This window comes from Roseobacter sp. MED193 (assembly GCF_000152965.1).
Lineage (GTDB): Bacteria > Pseudomonadota > Alphaproteobacteria > Rhodobacterales > Rhodobacteraceae > Pseudophaeobacter.
In genome coordinates, this window is record NZ_CH902583.1 from 2,715,985 (window position 1) to 2,740,371 (window position 24,387).

Annotated in this window: 23 protein-coding genes; 16 read left to right on the plus strand and 7 right to left on the minus strand. The window is 57.3% G+C overall.

The features are described from left to right. Positions 1-159 precede the first annotated feature (159 nt). From MED193_RS15330 to MED193_RS15340, 3 genes are all read left to right on the plus strand, one after another. The gene (locus tag MED193_RS15330; RefSeq protein ID WP_254655459.1) at positions 160-708 is read left to right on the plus strand and encodes a hypothetical protein; all 549 of its coding nucleotides are present in this window, start codon (positions 160-162) and stop codon (positions 706-708) included. A gap of 136 nt (positions 709-844) precedes the next feature. Continuing rightward, the gene (gene sseA / locus MED193_RS15335; RefSeq protein WP_039966949.1) at positions 845-1,699 is read left to right on the plus strand and encodes a 3-mercaptopyruvate sulfurtransferase; all 855 of its coding nucleotides are present in this window, start codon (positions 845-847) and stop codon (positions 1,697-1,699) included. After that, entirely contained in the window at positions 1,699-2,883 is a 1,185-nt protein-coding gene (locus tag MED193_RS15340) for an amino acid aminotransferase (protein WP_009810665.1), read from the plus strand. Before sseA ends, MED193_RS15340 begins: the two co-directional genes overlap by 1 nt. Before the next feature lie 164 nt (positions 2,884-3,047). Here MED193_RS15340 and MED193_RS15345 read toward each other — a convergent pair whose 3' ends face one another. Together MED193_RS15345 and MED193_RS15350 are read right to left on the minus strand one after the other, a co-directional pair. Further along, entirely contained in the window at positions 3,048-4,358 is a 1,311-nt protein-coding gene (locus tag MED193_RS15345; protein ID WP_009810666.1) for an ammonium transporter, read from the minus strand. Between the two features lie 23 nt (positions 4,359-4,381). Then, complete coding sequence (locus MED193_RS15350) at positions 4,382-4,720, minus strand: P-II family nitrogen regulator (protein WP_009810667.1); 339 nt, start codon at positions 4,718-4,720, stop codon at positions 4,382-4,384. A 284-nt stretch (positions 4,721-5,004) separates the two neighbouring features. On the opposite strand from MED193_RS15350, the gene MED193_RS15355 reads away from it, so the two are divergent. Next, positions 5,005-7,254: a transglycosylase domain-containing protein gene (locus tag MED193_RS15355; protein WP_039966950.1), complete on the plus strand. Its 2,250-nt coding sequence runs from the start codon at positions 5,005-5,007 to the stop codon at positions 7,252-7,254. A gap of 77 nt (positions 7,255-7,331) precedes the next feature. Here the strand turns inward: MED193_RS15355 and MED193_RS15360 are convergent, their stop codons facing one another. Next, positions 7,332-7,922 carry a phospholipid-binding protein MlaC gene (locus MED193_RS15360; protein ID WP_009810669.1) on the minus strand — a complete coding sequence of 197 codons (591 nt, stop codon included), beginning with the start codon at positions 7,920-7,922 and terminating at the stop codon, positions 7,332-7,334. Positions 7,923-7,925: 3 nt separating this feature from the next. Continuing rightward, positions 7,926-8,687, minus strand: a complete 762-nt coding sequence (locus MED193_RS15365; RefSeq protein ID WP_009810670.1) for a VacJ family lipoprotein — start codon at positions 8,685-8,687, stop codon at positions 7,926-7,928. 196 nt (positions 8,688-8,883) lie between these two features. Here MED193_RS15365 and MED193_RS15370 point away from each other — a divergent pair, with 196 nt between their 5' ends. The 6 genes from MED193_RS15370 (at position 8,884) to MED193_RS15395 (ending at position 14,770) form a co-directional block, all read left to right on the plus strand. Next, positions 8,884-10,617: a type I secretion system permease/ATPase gene (locus MED193_RS15370; RefSeq protein WP_009810671.1), complete on the plus strand. Its 1,734-nt coding sequence runs from the start codon at positions 8,884-8,886 to the stop codon at positions 10,615-10,617. Beyond that, a complete protein-coding gene (locus tag MED193_RS15375; protein ID WP_009810672.1) occupies positions 10,614-11,918 on the plus strand; it encodes an HlyD family type I secretion periplasmic adaptor subunit in 1,305 nt (434 codons plus the stop codon). The genes MED193_RS15370 and MED193_RS15375 overlap by 4 nt, the downstream gene beginning before the upstream one ends. A 98-nt stretch (positions 11,919-12,016) precedes the next feature. Then, positions 12,017-12,475 carry a RidA family protein gene (locus MED193_RS15380; RefSeq protein ID WP_009810673.1) on the plus strand — a complete coding sequence of 153 codons (459 nt, stop codon included), beginning with the start codon at positions 12,017-12,019 and terminating at the stop codon, positions 12,473-12,475. Then, positions 12,472-13,245 carry a glycerophosphodiester phosphodiesterase family protein gene (locus tag MED193_RS15385; RefSeq protein ID WP_009810674.1) on the plus strand — a complete coding sequence of 258 codons (774 nt, stop codon included), beginning with the start codon at positions 12,472-12,474 and terminating at the stop codon, positions 13,243-13,245. Before MED193_RS15380 ends, MED193_RS15385 begins: the two co-directional genes overlap by 4 nt. Before the next feature lie 47 nt (positions 13,246-13,292). Beyond that, positions 13,293-14,480: a GNAT family N-acetyltransferase gene (locus MED193_RS15390; protein WP_009810675.1), complete on the plus strand. Its 1,188-nt coding sequence runs from the start codon at positions 13,293-13,295 to the stop codon at positions 14,478-14,480. After that, positions 14,477-14,770 (plus strand): 4a-hydroxytetrahydrobiopterin dehydratase, encoded by a 294-nt coding sequence (locus MED193_RS15395; protein WP_009810676.1) that lies wholly within the window; start codon positions 14,477-14,479, stop codon positions 14,768-14,770. The genes MED193_RS15390 and MED193_RS15395 overlap by 4 nt, the downstream gene beginning before the upstream one ends. 61 nt (positions 14,771-14,831) lie before the next feature. Here MED193_RS15395 and MED193_RS15400 read toward each other — a convergent pair whose 3' ends face one another. Further along, a complete protein-coding gene (locus tag MED193_RS15400) occupies positions 14,832-15,320 on the minus strand; it encodes a peroxiredoxin (RefSeq protein WP_009810677.1) in 489 nt (162 codons plus the stop codon). Positions 15,321-15,419: 99 nt separating this feature from the next. Between MED193_RS15400 and MED193_RS15405 the strand changes: the two genes are divergently transcribed. From MED193_RS15405 to MED193_RS15415, 3 genes are all read left to right on the plus strand, one after another. Continuing rightward, complete coding sequence (locus MED193_RS15405; RefSeq protein ID WP_009810678.1) at positions 15,420-16,631, plus strand: NAD(P)/FAD-dependent oxidoreductase; 1,212 nt, start codon at positions 15,420-15,422, stop codon at positions 16,629-16,631. Next, positions 16,628-17,188: a 16S rRNA (guanine(966)-N(2))-methyltransferase RsmD gene (gene rsmD / locus MED193_RS15410; RefSeq protein WP_009810679.1), complete on the plus strand. Its 561-nt coding sequence runs from the start codon at positions 16,628-16,630 to the stop codon at positions 17,186-17,188. Before MED193_RS15405 ends, rsmD begins: the two co-directional genes overlap by 4 nt. A 110-nt stretch (positions 17,189-17,298) precedes the next feature. Beyond that, positions 17,299-17,961, plus strand: a complete 663-nt coding sequence (locus tag MED193_RS15415) for an HAD family phosphatase (RefSeq protein ID WP_009810680.1) — start codon at positions 17,299-17,301, stop codon at positions 17,959-17,961. A gap of 81 nt (positions 17,962-18,042) precedes the next feature. Here MED193_RS15415 and map read toward each other — a convergent pair whose 3' ends face one another. After that, the gene (gene map, locus MED193_RS15420) at positions 18,043-18,852 is read right to left on the minus strand and encodes a type I methionyl aminopeptidase (protein WP_009810681.1); all 810 of its coding nucleotides are present in this window, start codon (positions 18,850-18,852) and stop codon (positions 18,043-18,045) included. Between the two features lie 284 nt (positions 18,853-19,136). On the opposite strand from map, the gene sfsA reads away from it, so the two are divergent. Continuing rightward, on the plus strand, positions 19,137-19,838 hold the full coding sequence (sfsA, locus tag MED193_RS15425; protein ID WP_009810682.1) for a DNA/RNA nuclease SfsA: 702 nt from the start codon (positions 19,137-19,139) through the stop codon (positions 19,836-19,838). 183 nt (positions 19,839-20,021) lie between these two features. On the opposite strand, the gene MED193_RS15430 is transcribed toward sfsA, so the two are convergent. Then, a complete protein-coding gene (locus tag MED193_RS15430) occupies positions 20,022-22,247 on the minus strand; it encodes a tetratricopeptide repeat protein (protein WP_009810683.1) in 2,226 nt (741 codons plus the stop codon). A gap of 264 nt (positions 22,248-22,511) precedes the next feature. Between MED193_RS15430 and MED193_RS15435 the strand changes: the two genes are divergently transcribed. After that, on the plus strand, positions 22,512-23,594 hold the full coding sequence (locus tag MED193_RS15435; protein ID WP_157041381.1) for a GSCFA domain-containing protein: 1,083 nt from the start codon (positions 22,512-22,514) through the stop codon (positions 23,592-23,594). Continuing rightward, the gene (locus MED193_RS15440; protein WP_009810685.1) at positions 23,581-24,372 is read left to right on the plus strand and encodes a hypothetical protein; all 792 of its coding nucleotides are present in this window, start codon (positions 23,581-23,583) and stop codon (positions 24,370-24,372) included. The genes MED193_RS15435 and MED193_RS15440 overlap by 14 nt, the downstream gene beginning before the upstream one ends. The last annotated feature ends 15 nt before the right edge of the window (positions 24,373-24,387 follow it).

Below are 24,387 nucleotides of genomic sequence, written 5' to 3' on the forward strand. Positions count from 1 at the left end.
CAGAAACGCGGCTGAAGAAAAGAGGGCTTGCCTATTCTGACTATTTTTGTCAGATACCAAATGGTTCAAATCGGTACCCCAGTTAGATTGATCTCCTGCGATCCCGCCCGGTGCCCAGATTGCACAACAATTCAGCTGCGCTGGCCAAAGGACAGATCCATGACGCTTCCCTTAATGCCCTCCCATCACCGCCACCCTGCACCTGAAGGTCAGCCACAGGCCCTTGGCCGCTCTGACAGGTTGCCGCTTAACCTGTGCGATTTGGATGACTTTGAAGAGGGGCTCTTGCCGATTTTGCGCCATTTCTTCCGGTCGTTGGCAGAGCCAGAGCGCCAAACTTGGCAATTCGCATACAGTATTGCCGCCGAACGTTGGGGGGAGGCCTTGGGCCTACCGATCTCCCAAGCCCTGTTCAAGCTGGTGCAATGTACCGCCAAAGCAAGGGGCATTGAGTTCGAGGCCATTGATCCGCTGGCGCTGCATGAGCGGGACTTGGTTAGTCAAGACGAACGGGCATTGCTACAGATGCTGCACCACATGCGCCGAGATGAGACTTCGCGGGCGCGTGCAGCTGTGGCGACTGTGACCGGTGGCACCATGGATGCGGAGGTCATCCGCGCCGGGCTTTCTTTTGCGGCTCGTTTTCCGGTTGGCGGACTGCGGCCCAAAGTGGGAGCGGGCAGGCCCAAGCTGCAAGTGGTGCGCTAGCCCCCCGCCTGGGACTTCCTGCACAGGCCCATCGGCCATTTGTTGCGATTGATTGAGCCCGACAGAGAGGGCTTCTCTTGCGACTCCCAACGCTGGGTAGTACGCATGGGCCAACGACATGTGCGGGGAGGCTTTGATGCGTGACGATCCAAAAACCCTTGTATCCACCGAGTGGCTAGCGGCTCACTTGAAAGATCCGGACCTGCGGGTGTTGGATGGGTCTTGGTATTTGCCGCAGGAAGAGCGTGATGCAAAGGCGGAATATAACGCCGCTCACATCCCCAATGCGCGCTTCTTTGACATTGACGATATCTCTGACCACCGCTCCGAACTGCCGCATATGGTGCCACCGGTCGAGAAATTCATGTCCCGGCTGCGTGCTATGGGCGTTGGAGATGGCCACCAGGTTGTGGTCTATGATGGCGCTGGCTTGAAATCGGCAGCCCGCGTCTGGTGGTTGTTCCGCTTGATGGGACAGAACAATGTTGCGGTGCTGGACGGTGGGCTGCCCAAATGGGTGGCCGAGGGCCGCGAGATCGAGGACCTGCCGCCGGTAATCCGCGACCGTCACATGACGGTGCGTGTGCAAAATCATCTGGTGCGCGATGTTACCCAGGTGTCCTCTGCTGCCAAACTGGGTGACCACGAGATCATTGATGCGCGCGCCGCAGCTCGGTTTCGCGGCGAAGTACCCGAGCCCCGCGCAGGACTGCGCGCAGGTCATATTCCGGGGTCCAAGAATACGCCCTACACTGATCTACTCAATGCGAATGGGACAATGAAAGATCCTGACGAGCTGCGGGGGATTTTTGCTGCAGCTGGCGTTGACTTGAATAAACCTGCCATTACGACCTGCGGATCGGGCGTTACCGCTGCTGTTCTGAGCCTTGGGTTAGAGCGGACCGGCAAGACCGATCACGCGCTCTATGATGGCTCTTGGTCGGAGTGGGGCGCCTTCCCGACCCTTCCCGTTGCAACCGGAGAGAACTGATGTTCGAAACCCTTAAACCTCAGCCAGCTGATAAGATCCTGGCCTTGATGCAAATGTTCCGCGAAGACCGGCGCGACAACAAGATTGACCTAGGCGTCGGTGTTTACAAAAACGCCGAGGGCCTTACCCCGGTTATGCGGGCGATCAAAGCGGCCGAGCACAAACTTTGGGAAGAGCAGACCAGCAAGTCCTATGTCGGCCTGGCTGGCGATCCCGCCTATGGCGATGCGATGATCAAGCTGATCCTGGGCAATTCTGTAGCCCGCGAAAACATTGCTGCTGCCGCTACTCCCGGCGGCACCGGGGCGGTGCGCCAGGCCTTTGAAATGATCAAGATGGCGAACCCGGCGGCCAAGGTCCATGTTTCGGATCCGACCTGGCCCAACCATGTGTCGATTCTGAAATATGTCGGCATTGAAACCGTCACCTATCGCTATTTCGACCGCGAAACCCGTGGTGTGAACTTTGACGGCATGATCGAAGACCTAAAGCTGGCTGCCAAAGGGGATGTTGTTCTGCTGCATGGTTGCTGCCACAACCCCACAGGCGCCAACCTCAACGAGGTGCAGTGGAAAGAGGTCATCGCGCTGATGAACGATCGCGGGCTCATCCCGATGATCGACATTGCCTATCAGGGCTTTGGCGATGGTTTGGAAGAAGACGCGCTGGGCGTACGTTTGGTCGCGTCGAGCTGCCCTGAGGTGCTGATCGCTGCCAGCTGTTCCAAGAACTTTGGCATCTACCGCGAACGCACGGGCCTGTTGATGGCCGTTTCGCAGGACAAGGGTCTGCAAGTGGTCAATCAAGGAACCCTGGCGTTTTTGAATCGCCAGAACTATTCCTTCCCACCAGATCACGGGGCCCGTCTGGTAACCATGATCCTCAATGATGATGCGCTGCGGGCTGATTGGGCTGCGGAACTAGAAGAGGTTCGTCTGGGAATGCTGGGCCTGCGTACCGGCCTGGCCAACGAATTGCAGCGCCTTTCCGGCTCTGATCGCTTTGCCTTCCTGGCGCAGCACCGTGGCATGTTCTCGTTGCTGGGTACCACCCCAGATCTGGTCGAGAAAATGCGTGTTGATAACGGGATCTATATGGTCAGCGACAGCCGCATGAACATCGCCGGTCTGAACTCGGCGACCATTCCAGTACTGGCTAAAGCGATCATCGACGCAGGCGTCTGACTTAACACTTTGGTTCTTGAAATCATCAAGCGCGCCCTGCGGGGCGCGTTTTTGTTTGGGTAACAGCGAAGATGAGCGGCTTGGCGGCTGCGGCAGCTCTCACGTAAAAACGCGACCCCTGGGGGCCGCGTTTTCTTTTGGTCTGCTCGGAGTTCTTGGCCAGATTAGCCTGTTTTGAATTCTGGGTAGGCTTCCATGCCCAGCTCCGACATGTCGAGACCGTTGATCTCATCTTCTTCGCTGACGCGGATACCCATGGTTGCCTTCAGGATGAACCAGATTACCAGCGAAGCGACGAAGGTGAACACACCGTAGGCTACAATGCCGGTCAGCTGGGTCATCAGGCTGGCTTCGCCGTAGAAGATCACCGCGATGGTGCCCCAGATGCCTGCCAGAAGGTGAACAGGGATGGCGCCGACAACGTCATCGATTTTGAACTTGTCCAGCATTGGGACGGCGAAGACCACGATCACACCACCGACGGCACCGATCCAGAGCGAGCCAAAGAGGGTAGGGGCGAGGGGTTCAGCGGTGATCGATACGAGACCGGCCAGCGCGCCGTTCAGGACCATGGTCAGGTCAACCTTCTTGTACAGAACCTGTGTCAGGATCAGCGCGGCAACGGCACCGGCGGCAGCTGCCATATTGGTGTTGGCAAAGATGCGCGACACGTCAGAAACATCGCCTACGGTGCCCATCGCCAGCTGCGAGCCGCCGTTGAAACCGAACCAGCCGAGCCACAGGATGAATGTGCCGAGCGTCGCCAGGGCCAGGTTGGAACCAGGCATTGGGTTGACGCGGCCGTCTTTGTACTTGCCCAAACGGGGGCCAAGAACGATCGCACCAGCCAAAGCAGCCCAGCCACCTACAGAGTGCACAACGGTGGAGCCAGCAAAGTCAGAGAAGCCCATAGCGTCGAGCCAGCCGCCACCCCATTTCCAGGAGCCGGAAATTGGGTACATGAAGCCAGTCAGAACGATCACGAAGACCAGGAAGGGCCACAGTTTGATCCGCTCAGCCAGGGCGCCCGATACGATCGAAGCGGTGGCCGCAACAAACACCAGCTGGAAGAAGAAGTCAGACCCGACCGAGGCATAGTCCAGCGCGGCATCTGCTGCGGAAACGCCTACGGCATCCAGGACCGTTTGGCCACCAATCGAGAAGAAGCCATTGAAATCGCCCGGATACATGGTGTTGAAGCCAACCAGCCAATACATGATGGCCGCGATCGAGTAGAGCGCGATGTTCTTGGTCATCTGCATGGTGACGTTCTTGGAGCGCACCAGGCCGCCTTCGAGCATCGCAAAGCCTGCGGCCATGAAGAACACCAGGAAGCCTGCCATGCAGAACAACAGGGTTGTCATGATGTAGGGGCCGATTTCGTCAAAGCTTGGAGCAGCCGCTTCTTGCGCCATGGCCAGGCCCGGCAGGGTGGCCAGCGCTAGCGCCGACAAAGAGAGAGAGAGTTTACGCATCAGTTATCCTCCAAATGCGGCGCTTAAAGCGCGTCTTGATTGGTTTCGCCGGTGCGCACCCGCAGGGCGTGCTCCACGTCGATCACAAAAATTTTGCCATCACCGATTTTCCCGGTGCGTGCGGTGTTTGCGATGGTTTCGACCACTTGATCGGCCAGGCTGGCGGCGACTACGATTTCCAGCTTCAGCTTGGGTACAAAGTTCACTTCGTATTCCGCGCCTCGGTAGATTTCGGTATGGCCAGCCTGTGCGCCAAAGCCTTTGACTTCGGACACCATCAATCCAGAGACGCCGATGCCTGTCAGTGCTTCGCGGACGTCCTCCAGTTTGAAGGGTTTGATGGCTGCGATGATCATTTTCATTTCGACATCCTCGTCTTGGTAGGGGGCCCGTCGCCAAAGGATCTGGCTGTAGCACCCGCGTATTTGCACATGCAGAAAAACCAAGGCGCCGAGTCGGGGGAACCGGAGCGGTGGTTTTGCAGGTTCGGCACGTAGGGTGACGGCTAAAAAAGGAGCGCAAATTTGTTAATACGCCCAGAAATTAGGCGGTGGCGAAAGGTAAATTCCCCATAAACCGCCTCTCTACAAAGCAGAGTGAAGAGGCTAGAGTGGTAAAAACGGGCAAACCGGGCAGGATTTTCAAGATGGCGCAGGGTTCAGGGCGAAAGCCACTGGTGGCGGATAAACGCTATGCAAAGGCGGGGAGCAAACGGCCCGCGAAACCGTCAACCAGACGGTCTGGCGGGTTGTGGGGGTTGTTGTTTGGGAAATCCAAACCAAAACCCAGGCCCAGAGCTAAACCGCAACCTCGACGTCAGCCCTCAAAGCGGCCAAAGGCATCCCGCCCGGCAAAGCCGCGTGGGATGATTGGCACCCTGCTTTTGCCTTTTCGTTGGTTGCTGCGTTTGATCTGGGGGTTTTCCTGGCGGGTTGGGGTGATCGTTTTCACCTTGGTGGGTATGGCGGTGGGCTATCAGGCCCTCAATCTGCCAGAGGTGACGACGCTTTTGGATGGGCGCGCGCGGGGCTCTGTCACCTTGCTAGACCATGAGGGCGAAGTTTTTGCCTGGCGTGGAGATCAATTCGGCGGTGTGGTCACGGCACAGACTGTGTCGCCGCATCTCAAGAACGCCATCGTCGCCACCGAGGATAAGCGCTTCTATCGCCACTTTGGGATCTCGCCGCGCGGTGTTGCCTCGGCGGTACGTATCAATCTGAGCGAAGGCCGCGGCCCTCTGTCAGGGCACGGCGGCTCTACCATTACCCAGCAGACCGCAAAATTGCTCTGTTTGGGGCGGGTTTATGACCCGACGGAATGGGAGAGCGAATCCGCCTATGAAAAGGACTGTCGTCAGGGATCGCTGTGGCGCAAGGGCACCGAGGCGGTCTATGCGCTGGCAATGGAGGTCAAATACACCAAGGATGAAATCCTCTCTATCTATATGAACCGCGCCTATATGGGAGGCGGGGCCTATGGCGCTGAGGCCGCAGCGCAGCGTTACTTTGGCAAATCGGCCAATCTGCTCAGCGCAGCTGAAGGAGCCATGTTGGCCGGGCTCTTGACCGCGCCTTCGTCCCTAGCGCCAACCAATAATCTAAAACGATCGCAGGATCGTGCCGCCACGGTGCTGCGCTTGATGCAGGAACAGGGCTATTTAGGTGCTGCTGAGACCAAATCGGGGCAGGAGAATCCGGCGCGCTTGAGCCCAGCAGCAGAGGCGCGGGCGGGTGGCTATTTTGCCGATTGGATCATGGACAGCGTTCCCAGCTATTTTGGCGCCCAAACTGCCGAAGACGTGGTGATCCGCACCACAATGGATCAGCGCCTGCAAACCGCAGCCGAAGAGGCGATCACCTATGTGTTTGAAAATAAGGTGCGTGAAGGCTCCAAAGCGCAGGCGGCGATTGTGGTGATGAGCGCAGATGGAGCGGTGCGCGCCATGGTTGGAGGCCGCAAAACCCGCGTTTCTGGTGTGTTCAACCGTGCGACCCAGGCCAAGCGTCAGACTGGATCGGCCTTTAAGCCCTTTGTCTATGCCACGGCACTGGAGCTGGGCTATTCGCCGCTCGATATCCTGTTGGACACCGAATATTGCCTGGATCTGCCTGGCTCTGGCGAATGGTGCCCAAAAAACTATACCCGCAAATACTATGGTGAGGTGACGCTGGCCCGTGCCTTGAGGGATTCGTTGAATGTTCCCGCTGTTAAGCTTTCAGAGGCTGTGGGTCGGGATCTTGTGCGCCGTGTTGCCAGTGATTTTGGCATTGATAACGCCATGGCAGAAGGGCCGGCGCTCGCGCTTGGGGCCTCGGAAAGCACTTTGCTGGAAATGACCGGGGCCTATGCGGGTATCCTCAATGGTGGCTCATCGGTCACCCCCTATGGGGTAAGCGAGTTGCGTCTGGTTACGGATACAGAGCCTCTGATGGGGCGCAGTGGTGGCATGGGTGAGCGGGTGATCCGGACCGAGGCCGCGCAACAGCTTGTCTGGATGATGGAAAAAGTCATTTCTGAGGGCACCGGACGGCGGGCGCAGATCCCAGGCTGGCAAGCGGCAGGGAAATCAGGCACCACCCAGGCAGCCCGAGATGCTTGGTTTATCGGTTTTACAGCTGACTACGTGGCGGGTGTCTGGATGGGCTATGATGACAATACACCATTGAGCGGTGTCACCGGCGGGGGGCTCCCGGCTGAGATCTGGCACGAGGCGATGGTCAGGGTGCATGACGGGTTAGCGCCGAAACCTCTACCGATGTTGGCCCCTACTCCGATAGCACCAGTGATAGAGCCGGAGCGGTCAAATCCCCGGCAGCGCCGCGAAAGGATCCGACCGGGGCAAGAGATAGGCCGGGCGGTGGACGGGCTCCTGCGCGACATTTTCGGCCGCAACTAGCAGTACTTCACCTCGTATCCCCCAAATAAAAAGGCTCCCAAGTGGGAGCCTTTCAGCGTGCGGTTTGCTCAAACGGGTCAGCTTTGGCGTTTGAGTTCGGTGATCATCGCGTCGATATTGCCTTTATTGCTGTCCAGAATGGCACCAATCTCGGTGCGTTCGGTCAGCAGCAGGTTCACACCCTCGATATACATATTAAAGAAGAGATCCTTGCCAGAGCGGTCCGAGACCAGAAAGGTGACCTCAAAGGGCGCCTGGCCCTGCAGGCGGGCAAGAGTGCTTACCTCATACCACTTCTTCACCCGCTTAACGCTTTTCACTTCCAAGCTACCGCCGATGAATTCGCGGAAGCGTTTGCCGTATTTCCGGGAAATATAGGCTTGGAAAGCTTTGGAGAAGTTGCGCTTCTGCGCAGAAGAGGCCCGGCGAGCATCAACGCCAAGCGCATAGGCCGCGATATAGGAGGTATCACTGTAGCGTTTGAAGATCCGCTCAAACTCGCGGAACATGGCATTCTCAGCCTTGCCTGATGCGATGACCTTATTGATATCAGTGACGAGACTGTTGATCAGCTTGCTGGCGCCGGCTTCGTTCAAAGCCCAAAGAGGCGCAGCAGGAACAAGTGCCGCACTGGCGGTGAGTCCGGTCAAAAAGCTGCGGCGATGCATAATCTAAAATCCTTCAGTATCAAGTTCAAAGGGATCAATCTCAGTTATCTCTGCTGTTTCTCCCAGCTCAAAGCGCCGGTTCTGCAAATACAGCAGTCGGGCCTGTGCATAGCTGTCAGCACTTTCATAGAGAATCGAATCCACGGTGTCTGAATATCTGCCACGATCGCCCATGCGGCGCACCACCTCAGCGTAAACGCTGATATTATCGGCGGGATTGTTCCGAGCGTAGCCAATGGGGTTGGTGAAGAAATCCACGAGAATACCGGTGGCATCGCGTGCGGTTGAGGGCCCGTAAACAGGCAGCTCAACATAGGGGCCTTCGCCAACGCCCCAGACAGCTAGCGTTTTCCCAAAGTCGGTATCAACTTGTGGCAAGTTAAATTCTGTGGCCGGGTCCGCTAGACCAAGAAAACCAATGGTGGTGTTCATGGCAAAGCGCGCAAGGGCCTGCCCGGCGAGCTTTGGGTTGCCCTGTAGCAGGGCGTTGATTGCTTGTCCCGGCATCGACAGGTTTTGGGCAAAAGACGAAAAACTTGTGACCATTGGCTCTGGGACGATCGTCACGTAGCCCTTGGAGGCGGGGCGAAAGGCGTAGCGGTCCACCGCGAGGTTAAAACTGTGGACGGACCGGTTGGTGTTTTCATAGGGATCAAAAACTTCGCCAGCGGCTTTTGCCTCTGGGTTTTGCGTCGCACAGCCTGCCGTTGACAACATCAGTGCAAATGCAACAAAGACAAAACGAGACCTGGTGAAAATTCGCATACGGGTTGTGATCCACTTAATTCGCTATTTTTGAGAAACACGAGCAATCTATTTAGGGGAAATCGGGCGGATTCCCACTTTCAACAGCAATTTGTTTGCACGTTTGTGGCAGATTCGGAACAGGTTTCCCAAGAGTTTTAGTTGGCGCAGGGTCTAATATGTCGCGGGCGGTTTGAACAGGTAGAGCGTAATCATTATGACAAATAAAACTTTTAAGCCCGGCTATAGTGAGCTTGCAGCCTGTCGTCGCAAGAGCCGTAGTCTCTATTGGGCAGTCGGAGTATTTAGTGTTTTTGTAAACCTGTTGATGCTGACTGGCCCGCTCTACATGATGCAGGTCTATGATCGGGTTCTGGGCAGCGGGTCCGAGGCTACTCTGGTGGCATTGTCTCTTCTGGTGCTGTTTCTCTATGGAATGATGGGCCTTTTGGACTTTGTGCGAGGGCGGGTTCTGGCCCGCATCGGGGCCCGATTTCAGGCCACGCTTGATAAACGGGTATTTGACGCCATGGTGCGGCGCTCAGCCGTCGCGCAGGATCCTGTGGCACAGACGGGGACTGCTGATTTGGAAGCCGTTCAGCGCCTGATGTCCTCTCCCGTTTTGGGGGCTGCTTTTGACCTTCCTTGGACGCCGTTCTTTTTGGCAGGAATTGCCCTGTTTCATCCCTGGCTCGGCCTCTTGGCTCTGGGCGGAGGGGCAGTTCTGGTGGTGGTGGCCCTCTGCAACCAGATGTTCAGCCGGGCCCCCTTACAAAAAGCAGCGGTTTCGTCTCATCGTGCCAATCTGTCCTCCGAAGAAATTCGCGGTGAGGCGGAAATGATCCAGTCCATGGGGATGCGAGGAGCAGCTTTCCGACGTTGGCAGAAAATTCGTAAAGAGGCTCTGAAGGATACCCTGACTGCCAATGATACCGGCGGTGGGTTTACCACCCTGACCAAGACGCTCCGGTTGTTTCTGCAATCCGCGATGTTGGGGCTTGGTGCCTATCTGGCCCTACAGGGAGAGGTGTCTCCCGGGGCCATGATTGCAGGATCGGTGTTGATGGGGCGGGCCTTGGCTCCGATTGAGCTGGGGCTGGGCCAATGGGCTCTTGTCCAGCGCGCCAGTAAGGGCTGGCATGCCCTGGCGGAACTGCTCACCAAGGTTCCCCCCGAAGAAGAGCGCATGGCGCTGCCACAGCCCAAAGCGCGCCTGGAAGTCCAGGCGCTGGCCGTGGTGCCGCCAGGGGATAGCCGTGCGCAGCTGCGCAACGTTAGCTTCCGAGTAGAGCCTGGCCAGGCAATTGGGGTGATTGGCCCCTCTGGGTCTGGGAAGTCGACGCTGGCCAAGGCGCTCACGGGGGCCTGGCGGCCGGCGGCCGGAACCATCCGCTTGGATGGTGCCGCGCTGGACCAATATGATCCAGATGTTTTGGGCCAACATTTTGGCTATCTGCCACAGCGTGTACAGTTGTTTGACGGAACCATCGCGCAGAACATTGCCCGGCTGGCGGAGCAGCCTGATGCCGAAAAGGTGGTGGCCGCGGCCAAGAAGGCGGCTGCTCATGACATGATTGTCAGCCTGCCAGAGGGCTATGACACGCGAGTGTCTGCTGGGGGCGGGCGCTTGTCTGGCGGTCAGATGCAGCGGGTGGCCTTGGCGCGTGCGCTCTATGATGCGCCGGTGATTGTGATCCTAGATGAACCCAATTCGAACCTCGATAACGAAGGGTCTGTGGCCTTGAACCAAGCCATCAAGGCACTCAAGGCAGCGGGCCAGTCGGTGTTGATCATGGCCCACCGTCCTGCGGCCATTCAGGAATGTGAGATGCTCTTGGTGATCGACAAGGGGGTACAAACCGCCTTTGGGCCCAAGGATAAGGTGTTGCAAGAAATGGTGGCCAACCATCAGTCCATTCGCAAAACCGCCGGCGCGGGAGGTGTGCAATGAGCCAGGAGACTGAATGGTCTGCACGCAGCCCGCTGCTGATTGGGGGCTTGACCCTTTTGATCCTACTCGGCGGTTTTGGGACCTGGGCGGTGATGTCTTCGATCGCGGGGGCGATTGTTGCCTCTGGTCGGATCGAAGTGGATCGCAACCGGCAGATTGTACAGCATCTGGATGGTGGCATCGTTGCCGAAATCCTGGTGGATGAAGGCGACAGCGTTGCCCGTGGCGATGTCTTACTGCGTCTGGATGCAAAAGAGCTGCGTTCACAATTGGCCATTACCGAGGGGCAATTGTTTGAAATGATGGCGCGCCGCGGCCGTCTGGAGGCGGAACGTGATAGCGCCAAAGCGGTTGAGTTTGAGGAGGAGCTGCTGGCTTTGGCTATGATCCGGCCTGCGGTAGCGGATCTGGTCGAGGGGCAGCGTCGCCTCTTTGTCGCACGGGAGGAATCCATTGCCCGCGAAATTGAGCAGCTGAATAAACGCAGTGCTCAGACAAAGGACCAGATCAAGGGGATCAAGGCGCAGCAGGCTTCAATGGAGTTGCAGTTGGGTCTGATCGCTGAAGAGCTGAAAAACCAGACAATCCTTTTGGAACGTGGTCTGGCTCAGGCGGGGACAGTGCTCAACCTGCGCCGCACTGAGGCCGACCTGAGTGGCCGTTTGGGAGAGCTGGTCGCGACCGAGGCACAGGCCTTGGGGCGGATCACTGAGACCGAGATTGAGATCCTCAAGCTGGGGTCAACTCGGCGAGAGGAGGCTATTACCCAGCTGCGCGACCTGCGCTATCAAGAATTGGAACTCGGCGAAAACCGCCGCACTCTGCTGGAGCGGTTGGATCGCTTGGATATTGCGGCACCTGTGTCCGGCATCGTCTATGATCTCCAGGTCCATACCCCACGGTCCGTCATTCGCGCAGCTGACCCCGTGCTCTATCTGGTCCCCCAAGACCGCCCGCTGGTGATTGCAGCGCAGGTATCGCCAACGGATATCGAACAGATCTATGTTGGGCAGGATGTGACTTTGAAATTCTCGTCTTTGGACCAGCGCAACACCCCGGATCTGTTTGGTAAAGTCATGCTGGTCTCGGCGGACGCCTTTGAGGACCAAAACACGGGGATTTCCTATTATCGCGCTGAGATTGAGCTGAACGCCGATGAAGCGCAGCGTCTGCCCAAGGGGACGGTGCTGATCCCAGGAATGCCAGTGGAAAGTTACATCCGCACGCAGGATCGATCGCCGTTGTCGTATCTGGTCAAGCCCTTGGCGGATTATTTTGTCAAAGCCTTTCGTGAGGATTGATGTCCATACAGGGATGAATGGAGTCGTTTTTGCTCTTCCCGGCGCGTTTCATCAGCGCTAGCGTCGCCTCGATAGATCGGCGTTGAAGGAGCGTGACAATGAGCATCGAAGCGAAACTGAAAGAACTGGGTGTCACCCTGCCAGAGGCCCCAGCCCCGGCGGCAAACTATGTGCCTTTTGTTGTCACGGGGGACATGGTTTATGTTTCTGGTCAGATCTCGGCGGATGAAACCGGCCTGATCACCGGCACATTGGGCGACGATATGGACGTTGAGGCTGGCCAGGCTGCCGCCAAACGCTGTGCGATCTCCCTGCTGGCGCAGTTAAAAGCCGCCTGTGATGGCGATCTGGAGCGCCTGGTGCGGGTTGTGAAACTGGGTGCCTTTGTCAATTCCACAGCCGATTTCACCCAACAGCCCCAGGTGGTGAATGGGGCTTCGGACTTCTTGGTCGCTGCGCTGGGTGAGGCTGGCCGTCATGCGCGTTCTGCTGTGAGCTCTCCTTCTTTGCCCTTGGGTGTGGCGGTTGAAATCGACGCAGTGTTCCAAATTAAATGAACCCAGAACTGCCAATAGAATTTTTGTCGCAGCCCGTCGCCCATAGGGCCTTGCACGATGTGAAAGACGGACGTCCAGAAAATAGCCGCGCGGCCATTCGCGCGGCGATCAAGGCTGGCTATGCAATCGAAATTGATCTGCAATGCTCTAGTGATGGCTGTCCTATGGTGTTTCACGACGATACTCTGGACCGCCTGGCTGAAGCCTCGGGTCCGGTCACCGCCCGCAGTCGCGCTGAGTTGGAACAGATCCCTTTGAAGGGGGGGGATGGCGAATGCATTCCATCCCTCGCTGAGGTTTTGGAACTCGTGGCCGGTCAGGTGCCGTTGCTGATTGAGATCAAGGATCAGGACGGTGCCCTTGGTACCAATCTTGGCCCTCTAGAGGAGGCCACGGCGCGTGCGCTGTCAGGCTACAAGGGGCCAGTGGCTTTGATGTCCTTCAACCCTCATTCCATAACAGCGCTGGCGCGCACTGCACCCGAGATTGCGCGCGGATTGGTAACCAGCGCCTATGATCCAGAATCCTGGTCCCCACTTCCTGTCCCCACCTGCGATCGCCTGCGCGAAATCCCGGATTTTGACAGCAGCCAATCCAGTTTCATCAGTCACGAGGTCGGGGATTTGTCTCGCCAGCGGGTGCAGGAGTTGCGCACCTCTGGCGTACCCGTACTCTGCTGGACCGTGACCTCCGCCAAGGTCGAGGAAGAGGCACGGAAATGGGTCGATAATGTTACCTTCGAGCAATATCTTTCGCCAATGCCGGGTTGATCACAGGCGCAACACTGCTCAAATAGTGTCAGGAGCAGGGAGTGCTGATGGATCAAAAACCGGTTGAAATACGCGTGCTTGGCAGTCTGTCGCAGATTGAGGCGGCGGATTGGGACGCCTGTGCCTGCCCCGAGGCCGCGGACGGCGGGCGTCCCATGGATCCCTTTACCACCTATCGTTTTCTCCATGCGTTAGAGCAGAGCGGGTCTGTGGGGCCGGGGACCGGCTGGCAGCCGCAGTATCTGACGGCTTTTTTGGATGATGCTCTGATTGGCTGCGCGCCGCTCTATGCCAAATCGCACAGCCAGGGCGAGTATATCTTTGATCACAACTGGGCTCATGCCTATGAGCAGGCAGGTGGGCGCTATTATCCCAAACTGCAGATCGCAGTGCCTTTTACCCCGGCCACCGGTCGGCGGCTCTTGGTGCGACCTGGCCATGAGGCGCTTGGCCAATCGGCACTGGTACAGGGGGCGGTTCAGCTCGCCGCTGACAATCAGGTCTCATCGCTGCATGTGACTTTTTGTACAGCGCAGGAGGCAGAGAGTGGCGCCGAGATGGGGCTGATGCCGCGCGTGAGTCAGCAGTTTCATTGGTTGAACCAGGGCTACGGTGAATTTGGCGATTTCCTGGGCGCTCTGTCGTCGCGCAAGCGCAAGAATATGCGCAAGGAACGCCTTCAGGCCCAGAGTTTTGGGGGAACAATCAGCAGTTACACTGCAGATCAGATCCGCCCCGAGCACTGGGATGCCTTTTGGGCTTTTTATCAGGATACCGGCGCGCGAAAATGGGGCCGTCCCTACCTGACACGCGAGTTTTTCTCGATTATCCATGAGACAATGGCGGATGACCTGCATCTCATTTTGGCCGAACGCGATGGCTACCCGGTTGCAGGGGCCCTGAATTTCATTGGTCGAGAGACACTGTTTGGCCGCTATTGGGGCTGCCTGGAGCATCATCCCTGCCTGCATTTTGAAATGTGCTACTATCAGGCGATTGATTTTGCCATTGCCCATAGGCTGACGCGGGTAGAGGCGGGAGCGCAGGGCGAACACAAGCTGGCGCGGGGCTATCTGCCTGTGGAAACCCATAGCCTGCATTGGCTAGGCGATCCCGGTTTTGCAGAGGCCGTTGGTCGATATCTGGAGGCCGAGCGGGCCGCTGTTGCAGAAGAGGTTGAGGTCCTGACCAGCTATGGGCCGTTTCGCAAAGCAAAGGTGGAGGAGCAGGAATGACAGAAAAGCTATCTGAGGCCACGCGAGGGCCGCTATTGGACCCACTGTTCCAAAGCGGTTGGGAGATGGTGGAGGGGCGCGATGCCCTGACCAAGACCTTCTCTTTTGACAGTTTTGTCGATGCGTTTGGTTGGATGACCCGCGCTGCGATTTGGGCTGAAAAATGGAATCACCACCCAGAATGGAGCAACGTCTACAATCGGGTGAACGTCGTGCTCACGACCCATGATGTAGAGGGCCTGTCAGCACAGGACGCCAAGCTGGCGCGTAAGATGGACAGTTTGCTTTAGCACCAAGGGCGCTGTGCAAAAAGTGGGCCGCGCGAACAGGTGCCACGCGGCCCCTTTGGGGTTAGCCGATGGAGTCCAGCAGACCTTCGCCCGCCGACAACTCGCACTGGCCGGGGTTTTCTTCACGGTTCAGCACGGTGACCACCCCATCTTCGACCAACATGGCGTAGCGCAGGGAACGACCAATCAGCCCGGCGGGAGGGGCATCAAAGCGCATTCCAATGGCATCGGTAAAGGCGCTTTCGGCATCAGCCAGCATGGTGATGCCCGCTGCATTGGCGCCGGTCGCTTCTCCCCAGGCCTGCATTACAAATGGATCATTGGCTGAGACGCAGATGATCTCGTCAACCCCCTTGGCGGCAAACTGGTCCTTGGTGCGGATAAAGCTGGGGACATGGGCTGAATGGCAGGTTGGAGTAAAGGCACCAGGGACGGCAAAGATGGCTACCTTGCGGCCCGTTACTTTGTCCAACATCTGCACCTGTTCTGGGCCTTCAGCGCCCATTTGTGTCAGCGTGGCGTCGGGCAGTTTTTCTCCAGTTGAAATCATTGCGCGTTTCCTCTGTCTGGGTGATTGCGTTTTGGTTCTTGGCCCCTATAGGGTCGCCATAACAGGAGACCATAATACGTGTGGGAGGCAAGGGTGCAAATGAGTCATATCGTTGTGATTGGAGCAGGTCAGGCAGGATCTTCCTTGGTGGCAAAGCTACGCAAAGATGGATTTGACGGTGACATCACCTTGATTGGTGCCGAAGAACACCTGCCCTACCAGCGCCCACCGCTCTCCAAGGCCTATTTGCTGGGGGAAATGGAGTTGGAGCGCTTGTTCCTACGTCCCGAAAGCTTCTATGCCGAGAACAATATTACCCTGCGTCTTGGAACAGCAGTGACGGCGATTGATGCTGCGGCCAAGACCCTCTCTTTGGGGGAGGAGGTCATTGCCTATGATCAACTTGCTCTGACCACCGGGTCTGACCCGCGCCGCCTGCCCGGTGCTATTGGTGGGGATCTTGGCGGTGTCTTCGTGGTGCGTGGCCTTGGGGATGTGGATGCTATGGCACCACATGTGGTCGAGGGGAAGCGCGCACTGATCGTTGGGGGCGGCTATATCGGGCTGGAAGCCGCGGCTGTTTGCGCCAAGCGCGGTGTTGACGTTACTCTGGTCGAGATGGGGGATCGCATCCTGCAGCGGGTGGCCGCCCCCGAGACCTCCGACTATTTCCGCACGCTGCATGGCGAGCATGGTGTGACCATACTCGAGGGAACCGGGTTGGAACGGCTGGAGGGCGAGGCCGGGCAGGTCACCCGCGCAGTTCTGAGCAATGGCTCCAAGGTTGAGGTGGATTTTGTCGTGGTTGGGGTCGGCATTACGCCTGGCACCCAGTTGGCAGAGATGGCCGGATTGGAGCTGGAGAACGGGATCAAGACCGATGCCCAGGGGCGCACTTCAGATCCATCAATCTGGTCGGCAGGGGACTGTGCATCATTTCCCTACAAGGCTGAGCGTATCCGGTTGGAAAGCGTGCCCAATGCAATCGATCAGGCCGAGGTGGTGGCGCAAAACATGTTGGGTGCGGGCAAGGACTATGTGGCAACGCCCTGGTTCTGGTCGGACCAATATGATGTGAAACTACAAATCGCAGGCCTGAACACGGGGTTCGACAACGTCGTTACCCGTGCCGGTGAGGGGCGCACGACCTCATTCTGGTACTACAAAGGTGATGAATTGGTTGCAGTGGACGCGATGAATGACCCCCGCGCCTATATGGTGGGGAAGCGCTTGATCGACATGGGTAAGACGGCGGATAAGGCGGTGGTGGCTGATCCTGCCGCAGATCTGAAGCCCCTGCTAAAAGCGTGAGGATCATCGCCGGAGATTTTCGTGGCCGTGCGCTGGCGGCACTTGGCAAGGGGGACGCTGGCGCGCATCTGCGCCCCACCACCGACCGAGTGCGTGAAAGCCTGTTCAATGTATTGGCGCATCAGGTTGATTTTGACGGCATGCGGGTGCTGGACCTCTTTGCTGGAACCGGGGCATTGGGGCTCGAGGCCCTGTCGCGCGGCGCCGAGAGCGTGACCTTTGTTGATGATGGCCGGGTATCGCAGGGGCTGATTGCCAAGAATATCGAGATCTGCCGCGCCAAAGATCGCGCCAGCCTGATCCGACGGAATGCGCTGAAACTGGGGGAAAACCCGCAACCTCCCTTTGATGTGGTGTTTCTCGATCCACCCTATGGCAAGGGCCTGGGGGAAAAGGCTTTGAAAGTGGCGCAGGCAGGCGGTTGGATTGCAGAGGATGCCTTGATCATCTGGGAAGAAAACGCGCCGATGTCGCCCCCCGAAGGTTACGACTTGCGCGACGCGCGCAAATATGGAGATAGCCATATCACCGTAATGCTGCGGGATGTTTCAGCCTGAAATAAGATGCTCCCTGACGCGCGGCTTTGCGCCATTTCAGGATTTGCCTCCCCAAACGGAGCGGGGCAGAGTAGCGATACGCTTTGCTGTTTTGCTCGGGACTTCTGGATATGCCAACAACTTTTCCAACGCCACAGCTTGTCATCTTTGATTGCGATGGGGTGCTGGTTGACAGTGAGCCTGTGTCAAATCAGGCTCTGGTCGACAATCTGGCGGGCCACGGGCTGGAGCTGACGCTGGAGCGCTCGATGGAGCTGTTTGTCGGCGGTACTATGACCGGTGTGATGCAAAAGGCTGTGGCGCTGGGCGCTGATTTGCGCGCTGGCTGGGTTGATGAAATCTACGCTGAGACCTATGCCGCCCTGGAGGCCGGGGTAGAGCTGATGCCGGGGGTGATGGACCTACTGGCGCTGTTAGACCGGCACCATATTCCCAGCTGTGTTGCCTCAAACGGCAGCGAAGACAAGATGCGTATCACCCTAGGCCAAAACGGGTTGTGGCAGCGGTTTCACCCGGCGGCGATGTTTTCAGCGCAATCGCTGGGCGTGGCAAAACCGGACCCTGGATTGTTTTTGGCGGCCGCCAGCCATTTTGGCATTCAGGCCCGTGATTGTCTGGTGGTCGAGGACAGCGCCACAGGGGTGCTGGCGGCAACGCGGGCCGGGATGCGTTGCCTTGGTTTTGCGCCGACCGGCACGGGCGAGAACCTCGCTGGGCAGGGCGCCGAAGTTTTTAGCGAAATGTCAGAGGTTCCCGCGCTAATCGGGCTGTGAAAGAAACTCTTGGCCAAAATGACGACGCCCCGACCGAAGGTCGAGGCGCTGCTGTGAGGTCTGGACAGCTGGGCGAAACGCCTAACTGTAGGTCGGATGGAACAGGCCACCAGGAGACAGGGTGAAGATTTCACAGCCATCTGAGGTCACACCAATAGAATGTTCAAACTGCGCTGACAGGGATTTGTCGCGGGTCACTGCAGTCCACTCATCCGCGAGGATCTTGGTTTCAGGCCGACCCAGATTGATCATCGGCTCGATGGTAAAGAACATGCCCTCTTCCAGCTTGGGGCCAGTACCTGGGCGACCATAGTGCAATACATTTGGCGGCGCATGGAACACCAACCCCAGCCCGTGGCCGCAGAAATCACGGACCACGCTCATGCGTTGGCTTTCGGCATAGGATTGGATGGCATGGCCAATGTCGCCAAAGGTATTGCCAGGCTTTACCGCCTCAATCCCCTTCATCAGGCTGTCATGGGTGACTTGGATCAGGCGTTCGGCCTTGCGGGGCAGTTTGCCGGCCACAAACATCCGCGAGGTGTCGCCAAACCAGCCGTCAACGATGACGGTCACATCGATATTGAGGATATCGCCATCTTTGAGCTTTTTGTCGCCAGGGATGCCGTGGCAGACCACATGGTTCACCGAGATGCAGCTGGCGTGCTGATAGCCCTTGTAACCAATTGTGGCGGATTTTGCCCCTGCCTCATCAACCATATTGGTGATGAGGCGATCAATTTCACCAGTGGTTTGTCCTGGAAAGACATGCGGTGCGATGTCATCAAGAATCTGCGCGGCCAGTCGTCCTGCCACATGCATGCCGGCAAAATCGGCGTCCTGGTAAATGCGAATACCGTCTTTGGTGGTGCGGCCGTCTTTCGATCTCATCAAGCTGGGCTCCGTAGGCTTGTGTCTTGCTGACTATGTAAGCGGAAATGGTAAAAAGAACCAGAGGTGCTGCCGTAAAACCGGCAGTGCCCTAGAAAGGGTGACTAGGCGGTGTGCAGATCCGCTTGAAGGTGGCTGTTCTTGGTATCAGGCGCGACACGAGGCGTACACGCGGCGGGGGCGATTGGGCGTTACCTAAGTGATCCACCTTACCTTTGGTCGCGACAGTATGCTGGTTTACAAATGCAGCTTTGATAACACTCAGGGCTGCGATAGGGAGGGGCATGGAATTTTCTACGCCTCTTATCCCCGCGACTTTGGTGCGCCGCTACAAGCGTTTTTTGGCCGATTGCCTGCTCCCCAATGGCCAGGAGATCACCGCACATTGCCCCAATCCCGGTTCTATGCAAGGGCTGGCAGAAGCGGGAATGCGGGTTTGGCTGGAACCCAATGAGGACCCCAAGAAGAAACTGAAATATGGCTGGCGCTTGGTGGAGCATAACGATGGCCATTTCTCTGGTATTGATACATCCGTTCCCAACCGTGTGTTGCGTCGTGCACTGGAAGCGCAACAAATCACTGAACTTGCGGATTACACGAGCGTGCAGCCCGAGGTGAAATATGGCGAAAACAGCCGGATCGATTTTCTGCTGCGGCATCCCGACCTTCCGGATTGCTATATAGAGGTAAAAAGCGTCACGCTCATGCGTCAGCCAGGATTGGCTGAATTTCCCGATAGCGTGACCAAACGTGGTGCTAAACACCTCGAGGAATTGACCAAAGTGGCGCAACAGGGGCATCGAGCGGTGATGCTTTATCTTCTGCAACGCACCGATTGCGAGCGCTTTCAGCTGGCTGATGATATCGACCCGACCTACGCGCAGGCCTTTGATGTTGCACAACGGAACGGGGTTGAACGGTTGATTTACGCGACGCAGATCAGCCCGAGAGGAGTAACCCTTGGGGCTCCAATCCCGGCGGTGTGACCTACCTTAGGTTTGCATGAGAAGGGCGTGTTGGGGTGAGGCGTTCGCGTGGGTTTTAACCTAACGCCAAATCCTACCCGTTTGCCCGAAGGCCAGCGTCAGACTTGCTTGCAGGATTACGGGTCTCCAGCCCCACTCTGGCACAACGCGGGGAAGGGTGTGCCAGAGAAACACTGTGAGGCCTTACCGCATCTGATTGGGCAACTCGCTAGATATCTTGGCAAAAGCCGAGGGTGGGAGATGCGTTTCCAGGGCAGGCGAGTCCGTCACGTCTAGATGGGCAGGTGGCAGGCCCTGCAAATAGCGCGCGTAGGCCATGTCAAAGCCCTGCTCCAGCGCTTTGGTAAAGCCCTTGGTGTCAAAAAGCGGCGTGGAGAGGCGGTTGCGTTGCAATTTGCTGCGCAGGGAGGCCAGCGCATCTAGATCATTTGCGAGCTCCAGAGCACGGGCCTCGTAGTCTGCGGCGGATTTGGCGATCATTTCTGGCAGGCCCATTGCGCTCACCAGGCTGGCCCCAACGCGCGAAGCAAACTGGCGCCCAGGCAGCGTGAGGACTGGGAGACCCGCCCAGAGCGCATCACTTGCCGTTGTATGCGCATTTACCACAAAGGTATCAAGAAACAGATCTGCGGCTCGATGCCGGGCGAGGTGTTCTTCCTGGGCAATGCGGGGCGCAAAAATCAGACGATCGGGATCTTGGCCTCGACGCTTGGCCTCTTTGCGCAGGTTTGTCTTGGAGGTCTCGCTGCAGTCCAGCAGCCACAGGACACTGTCTTCGACCTGGTCAAGTAAGCGCATCCAGATATCAAATTCAACTGGGGTGATTTTATAGCTGCTATTAAAGGAGCAGAACACAAACCCGTTGTCCGGCAAGCCGCAGTCCTTGCGGGTGTATTGGCGCCCAGAAAAAACGCGCTTGTCATCATTGACCTGATAGCTGTGTGGCAACCGGATGAGATGTTCCTCAAAGTAGCGCTCGCTACCGGCAGGGCAGGTGATGTGATCGCCAATAAAGTAGTCTATCGCAGTACTTCCCAAGGTTCCTGGAAAGCCCAGGTAGGACATGTGCAGAGGGGCCAGCCGATTGGCAAAGAGGGTCATGCGGTTGTTGCCGGTAAAGCCCTTCAGATCAATGGCGATGTCCAACTTATCCGCGAGAACCTGCTGTGTGGCCTCCGCGTCGGTCAGCTGGTGGATGTCCTTAAAAATGGTGACCGCCTGGCTGACACGGCGCCGCATGGCATCTTCGGGGGCCGTATCATAGGAATAGGCAATGATGTCAAAGCGGCTCTGATCATGGGCCTCAAAAAGCCCGGCCATCAGGCGCATTGTGGCGTGGTCGTGAAAGTCCGAAGAGAAATAGCCTATGCGCAACCGGTCCGGGCGATCTGTTCCGATCAGCTCCGCAGGGAGGGGTGTTGCGGATTTTACCTGGGGCAGGGCTGCGTTTGAATAGGCTTGGATGCGCAGACGCAGGAGGTCTGGGTTGTCCTCAAAGGTAAGAGAGGCGAAAGCCGAACAGGGCTTGCTGGTGAGGCCAAGCTGGCGACGGAATTGCTGATACTCCTCCATCCAGCTCCAATCATTCAGATGGGCCTGAACGTGCAGTTTGTCTGCGCGGGTTCGGTCGTCACTGGGGGTGGTTTCCAAGATGTGTTCGAACCGCTTGATGGCCGCTTCTTTGTCGCCATCCAGAGATTGCAGTTGTGCCAGATTGTATTGGGCGCCACTCAGCTCAGGAGCCAGCTCTGTGGCTTGCTCCAAAAAGGTCTTTGCCTGCTCGACGCGGCCCGTTCTCAGCAATACATTGCTATAGTTGAAGAGAATTACGGCGCTCTTGGGGGCTAGTTTGCAGGCCCTTTCCAACAGCGGCTCAGCCTCGGCTAGACGGCCCAGATCCGTGAGGGTGTTTGCCATATTGTTGAGTGCACTCAGCGTGTCCCCATCTAGCGAAAGGGCCTTTTTGTAGAGCGCAAGCGCATTGTCGATTTGCCCCTGAGCGCGGTGCACGTCGCCCAAGGAAGAAAAGATAGCCGGGTCCTTTGGATTGAGCTCGCAAGCCTTGTTCAGACAGGTTGCGGCCTCATCGAGGTTCTGTGACTTCAGATGGCATTGTCCCAGTGTATTCCAAAGAAAGCAGGATCTTCTGTAGCTGTTGAGAAGCGAGGCACAGGCGCTTGCAACTTTGGCATGGTCGCCAGCGTCAAATGCCGCCGCAAGTTTCTGTTGCAGCTCCTGGGGAGGGTTGAGCTCGCGCTGCATGTTCTTCTGCAGACTGTTCAATGCGGCCTGTGCTCTGGTATTTTTTGGAAACTTTGCAAGAATGTCGCGATAGATTTTGGCCGCGTCTTCTTGTTTGTTTTTCCGTTCCAGTCGATTGGCTTTGGTCATGGATACAGCGATACTCATGGAATCCTATCTCATTATCACGCACGGGTGGCGGCAGTCCTCGTTCTGAGAGACTTCAGCGCCGCGTTCTCAATGGTTATGCGAAGGGGATTAAAATTGAGTTTCTACAAATTGATGGTATCTCTGAGCACCGCGCAGTCGGAAGCTATTTCAGGTGAACGTCACTATATATAATTGTGTTGTCGACGGGTTTTATGGGCCAAACGAATTGTTTTCCCGCATCTCTCCGCCTAGTCTGGCAAAAACCATAACGGGCATGACATGATGAGCGAGCAATCCCCAAACCCCTATGTCGGGCTGCCGGAAACGGCTTTTTGGAAAACCGCGGTTGCGGCGCGAAACCCGCTTGAAATTTCGGCTCTCTGGAGACCCAAATTCACGGTGGCGCGTAAGCACAAGGTGATTACGGCGGGGTCTTGTTTCGCGCAACACTTTAGCCGCGCCTTGGTGGCGCGTGGCTATGGATGGCTGGATGCGGAACCCGCGCCAAAGCTGCTGAGCGAAGATCAGGCGTGGGATTTCAATTATGGGATCTTTTCCTTTCGCACCGGAAATATCTACACCGCGCGCATGCTGCGACAATGGTTGAGCTACGCTTTTGAAGGGGAAGAGCCCCCAGTCGAGCACTGGGAGCAAAACGGTCGTTTTTATGATCCGCTGCGCCCAGGCATCGAGCCTGAGGGTTTTGCCGATCTGGCAGAGCTCCAGGCCTCACGCGCTGCACTTCTGGCCGCGATTCGCGGTGCGATTCTCGAAGCGGATGTCTTGGTCTTTACCATGGGGTTGACGGAATGCTGGCGGCACCGGACAAGCGAGCTGGAATATGCCATCTGCCCCGGAACGCTGGCGGGCCGTTTTGACCCTGACCAGCATGAATTTGTAAACCAGAGCTTTGTCGGCATTCGCCGTGACATGCTGGCCGCGTTGAAAATTCTGCGCCAGGCCAACCCGAAACTGAAGGTGCTTCTGACGGTTTCGCCGGTTCCTTTGACGGCAACCGCCTCTGAAGAGCACGTCTTGACGGCGACCTCCCATTCCAAATCGGTTTTGCGAGCGGTCGCGGGGGAGCTGGCGGCTGAATTCAAACATGTGGACTACTTTCCCTCATATGAAATCATCACCCATCCCGCCTATCGGGGGATGTTCTACGCTCCCAATCAGCGCAGTGTGGTGCCCCAGGGGGTCAACCACGTAATGGAGAGTTTCTTTGCCTGTCAAACCGCGGCCTTCCCATGGCTGGCGCGCAAATCCAAACGTGGTGGCAAAACAGCCGGAGAGCCTGCAGGGCAGCCGTCAAACGCACGCGCGGTCAAATGTGACGAGGAGTTCCTGGATGCCTTTGGCTAAATCGACGTCTGGAAAAACTCTCAAAAAGGGCAAAACCTCCACAAAGAAAAGCACTCTACGGTTTTGTGTTTTCGGCGACAGCCATATCGCCTGCGTTAAACATGCGCAGGATGAAGATCTTTTGGATCTGAAAAATGTGGCACTGGAGTTCTGGGGTGCGCCTGGGCCGCAGTTTCGTGATCTGCACCTTGAGGAGGGGCGCTTGGCCGCGCGTAGCGAGGCGGCACGCGACAGTCTGGAAAAGATCAATCCAGCGCGCGTGGAGGGGCTGGATCCAGAGGATTTTGATGGGTTCTTGTTCATCGGCTGCCGTTTGCGCGCCTCTGAGTTTCTGCTGCCCTTACTCGGTAGTCTACCGGGATCGCCTGGGTATCTGAGTTCCTCTGTTCGTGCGTTAATGCTGAACCGCTGGCTGGAGGGGTGTCGCTGGTACCGTGCGGCGCGCGAATTTGCCAAACTACGGCCGGTTTTCTTTTCCCCGGCGGGCTTTCTCAATGATGGTATCGTCAGCGAGGATGAGGTGGCCCGCACCATCAATACCGAAGCAACAGAGGCAGAGCGCAAGGCGATCTGGGACGGCGTCGCCCTGGCAATGCAACAAGACAATATTCATTTGATCCGCCAGCCCGAAGAAACCGTCACTCGCGGTGGGCTGACCCGTGCGGAGTTCGCAACCACCCTTGGGGACCAGGGCGACGATAGCGTGCACAAGAATGGCGCCTATGGGGGCTTGATCCTCAATGAGGCGTTGCGAGAGCTGCGCAGGACGCAGAAGTAACCCTAGGGCTTGAAA

Excerpts from the sequence above, each read along its gene's own strand:
- MED193_RS15405 (WP_009810678.1), top strand. The coding sequence starts at position 15,420 with ATGAGTCATATCGTTGTGATTGGAGCAGGTCAGGCAGGATCTTCCTTG.
- map (WP_009810681.1), bottom strand. The coding sequence starts at position 18,852 with ATGAGATCGAAAGACGGCCGCACCACCAAAGACGGTATTCGCATTTAC.
- MED193_RS15345 (WP_009810666.1), bottom strand. The coding sequence starts at position 4,358 with ATGCGTAAACTCTCTCTCTCTTTGTCGGCGCTAGCGCTGGCCACCCTG.
- MED193_RS15440 (WP_009810685.1), top strand. The coding sequence starts at position 23,581 with ATGCCTTTGGCTAAATCGACGTCTGGAAAAACTCTCAAAAAGGGCAAA.
- sfsA (WP_009810682.1), top strand. The coding sequence starts at position 19,137 with ATGGAATTTTCTACGCCTCTTATCCCCGCGACTTTGGTGCGCCGCTAC.
- MED193_RS15430 (WP_009810683.1), bottom strand. The coding sequence starts at position 22,247 with ATGAGTATCGCTGTATCCATGACCAAAGCCAATCGACTGGAACGGAAA.
- MED193_RS15330 (WP_254655459.1), top strand. The coding sequence starts at position 160 with ATGACGCTTCCCTTAATGCCCTCCCATCACCGCCACCCTGCACCTGAA.
- MED193_RS15395 (WP_009810676.1), top strand. The coding sequence starts at position 14,477 with ATGACAGAAAAGCTATCTGAGGCCACGCGAGGGCCGCTATTGGACCCA.
- MED193_RS15390 (WP_009810675.1), top strand. The coding sequence starts at position 13,293 with ATGGATCAAAAACCGGTTGAAATACGCGTGCTTGGCAGTCTGTCGCAG.
- sseA (WP_039966949.1), top strand. The coding sequence starts at position 845 with ATGCGTGACGATCCAAAAACCCTTGTATCCACCGAGTGGCTAGCGGCT.
- MED193_RS15350 (WP_009810667.1), bottom strand. The coding sequence starts at position 4,720 with ATGAAAATGATCATCGCAGCCATCAAACCCTTCAAACTGGAGGACGTC.
- MED193_RS15355 (WP_039966950.1), top strand. The coding sequence starts at position 5,005 with ATGGCGCAGGGTTCAGGGCGAAAGCCACTGGTGGCGGATAAACGCTAT.
- MED193_RS15340 (WP_009810665.1), top strand. The coding sequence starts at position 1,699 with ATGTTCGAAACCCTTAAACCTCAGCCAGCTGATAAGATCCTGGCCTTG.
- MED193_RS15375 (WP_009810672.1), top strand. The coding sequence starts at position 10,614 with ATGAGCCAGGAGACTGAATGGTCTGCACGCAGCCCGCTGCTGATTGGG.
- MED193_RS15435 (WP_157041381.1), top strand. The coding sequence starts at position 22,512 with ATGAGCGAGCAATCCCCAAACCCCTATGTCGGGCTGCCGGAAACGGCT.
- MED193_RS15415 (WP_009810680.1), top strand. The coding sequence starts at position 17,299 with ATGCCAACAACTTTTCCAACGCCACAGCTTGTCATCTTTGATTGCGAT.
- MED193_RS15380 (WP_009810673.1), top strand. The coding sequence starts at position 12,017 with ATGAGCATCGAAGCGAAACTGAAAGAACTGGGTGTCACCCTGCCAGAG.
- MED193_RS15370 (WP_009810671.1), top strand. The coding sequence starts at position 8,884 with ATGACAAATAAAACTTTTAAGCCCGGCTATAGTGAGCTTGCAGCCTGT.
- MED193_RS15385 (WP_009810674.1), top strand. The coding sequence starts at position 12,472 with ATGAACCCAGAACTGCCAATAGAATTTTTGTCGCAGCCCGTCGCCCAT.
- MED193_RS15400 (WP_009810677.1), bottom strand. The coding sequence starts at position 15,320 with ATGATTTCAACTGGAGAAAAACTGCCCGACGCCACGCTGACACAAATG.
- MED193_RS15365 (WP_009810670.1), bottom strand. The coding sequence starts at position 8,687 with ATGCGAATTTTCACCAGGTCTCGTTTTGTCTTTGTTGCATTTGCACTG.
- MED193_RS15360 (WP_009810669.1), bottom strand. The coding sequence starts at position 7,922 with ATGCATCGCCGCAGCTTTTTGACCGGACTCACCGCCAGTGCGGCACTT.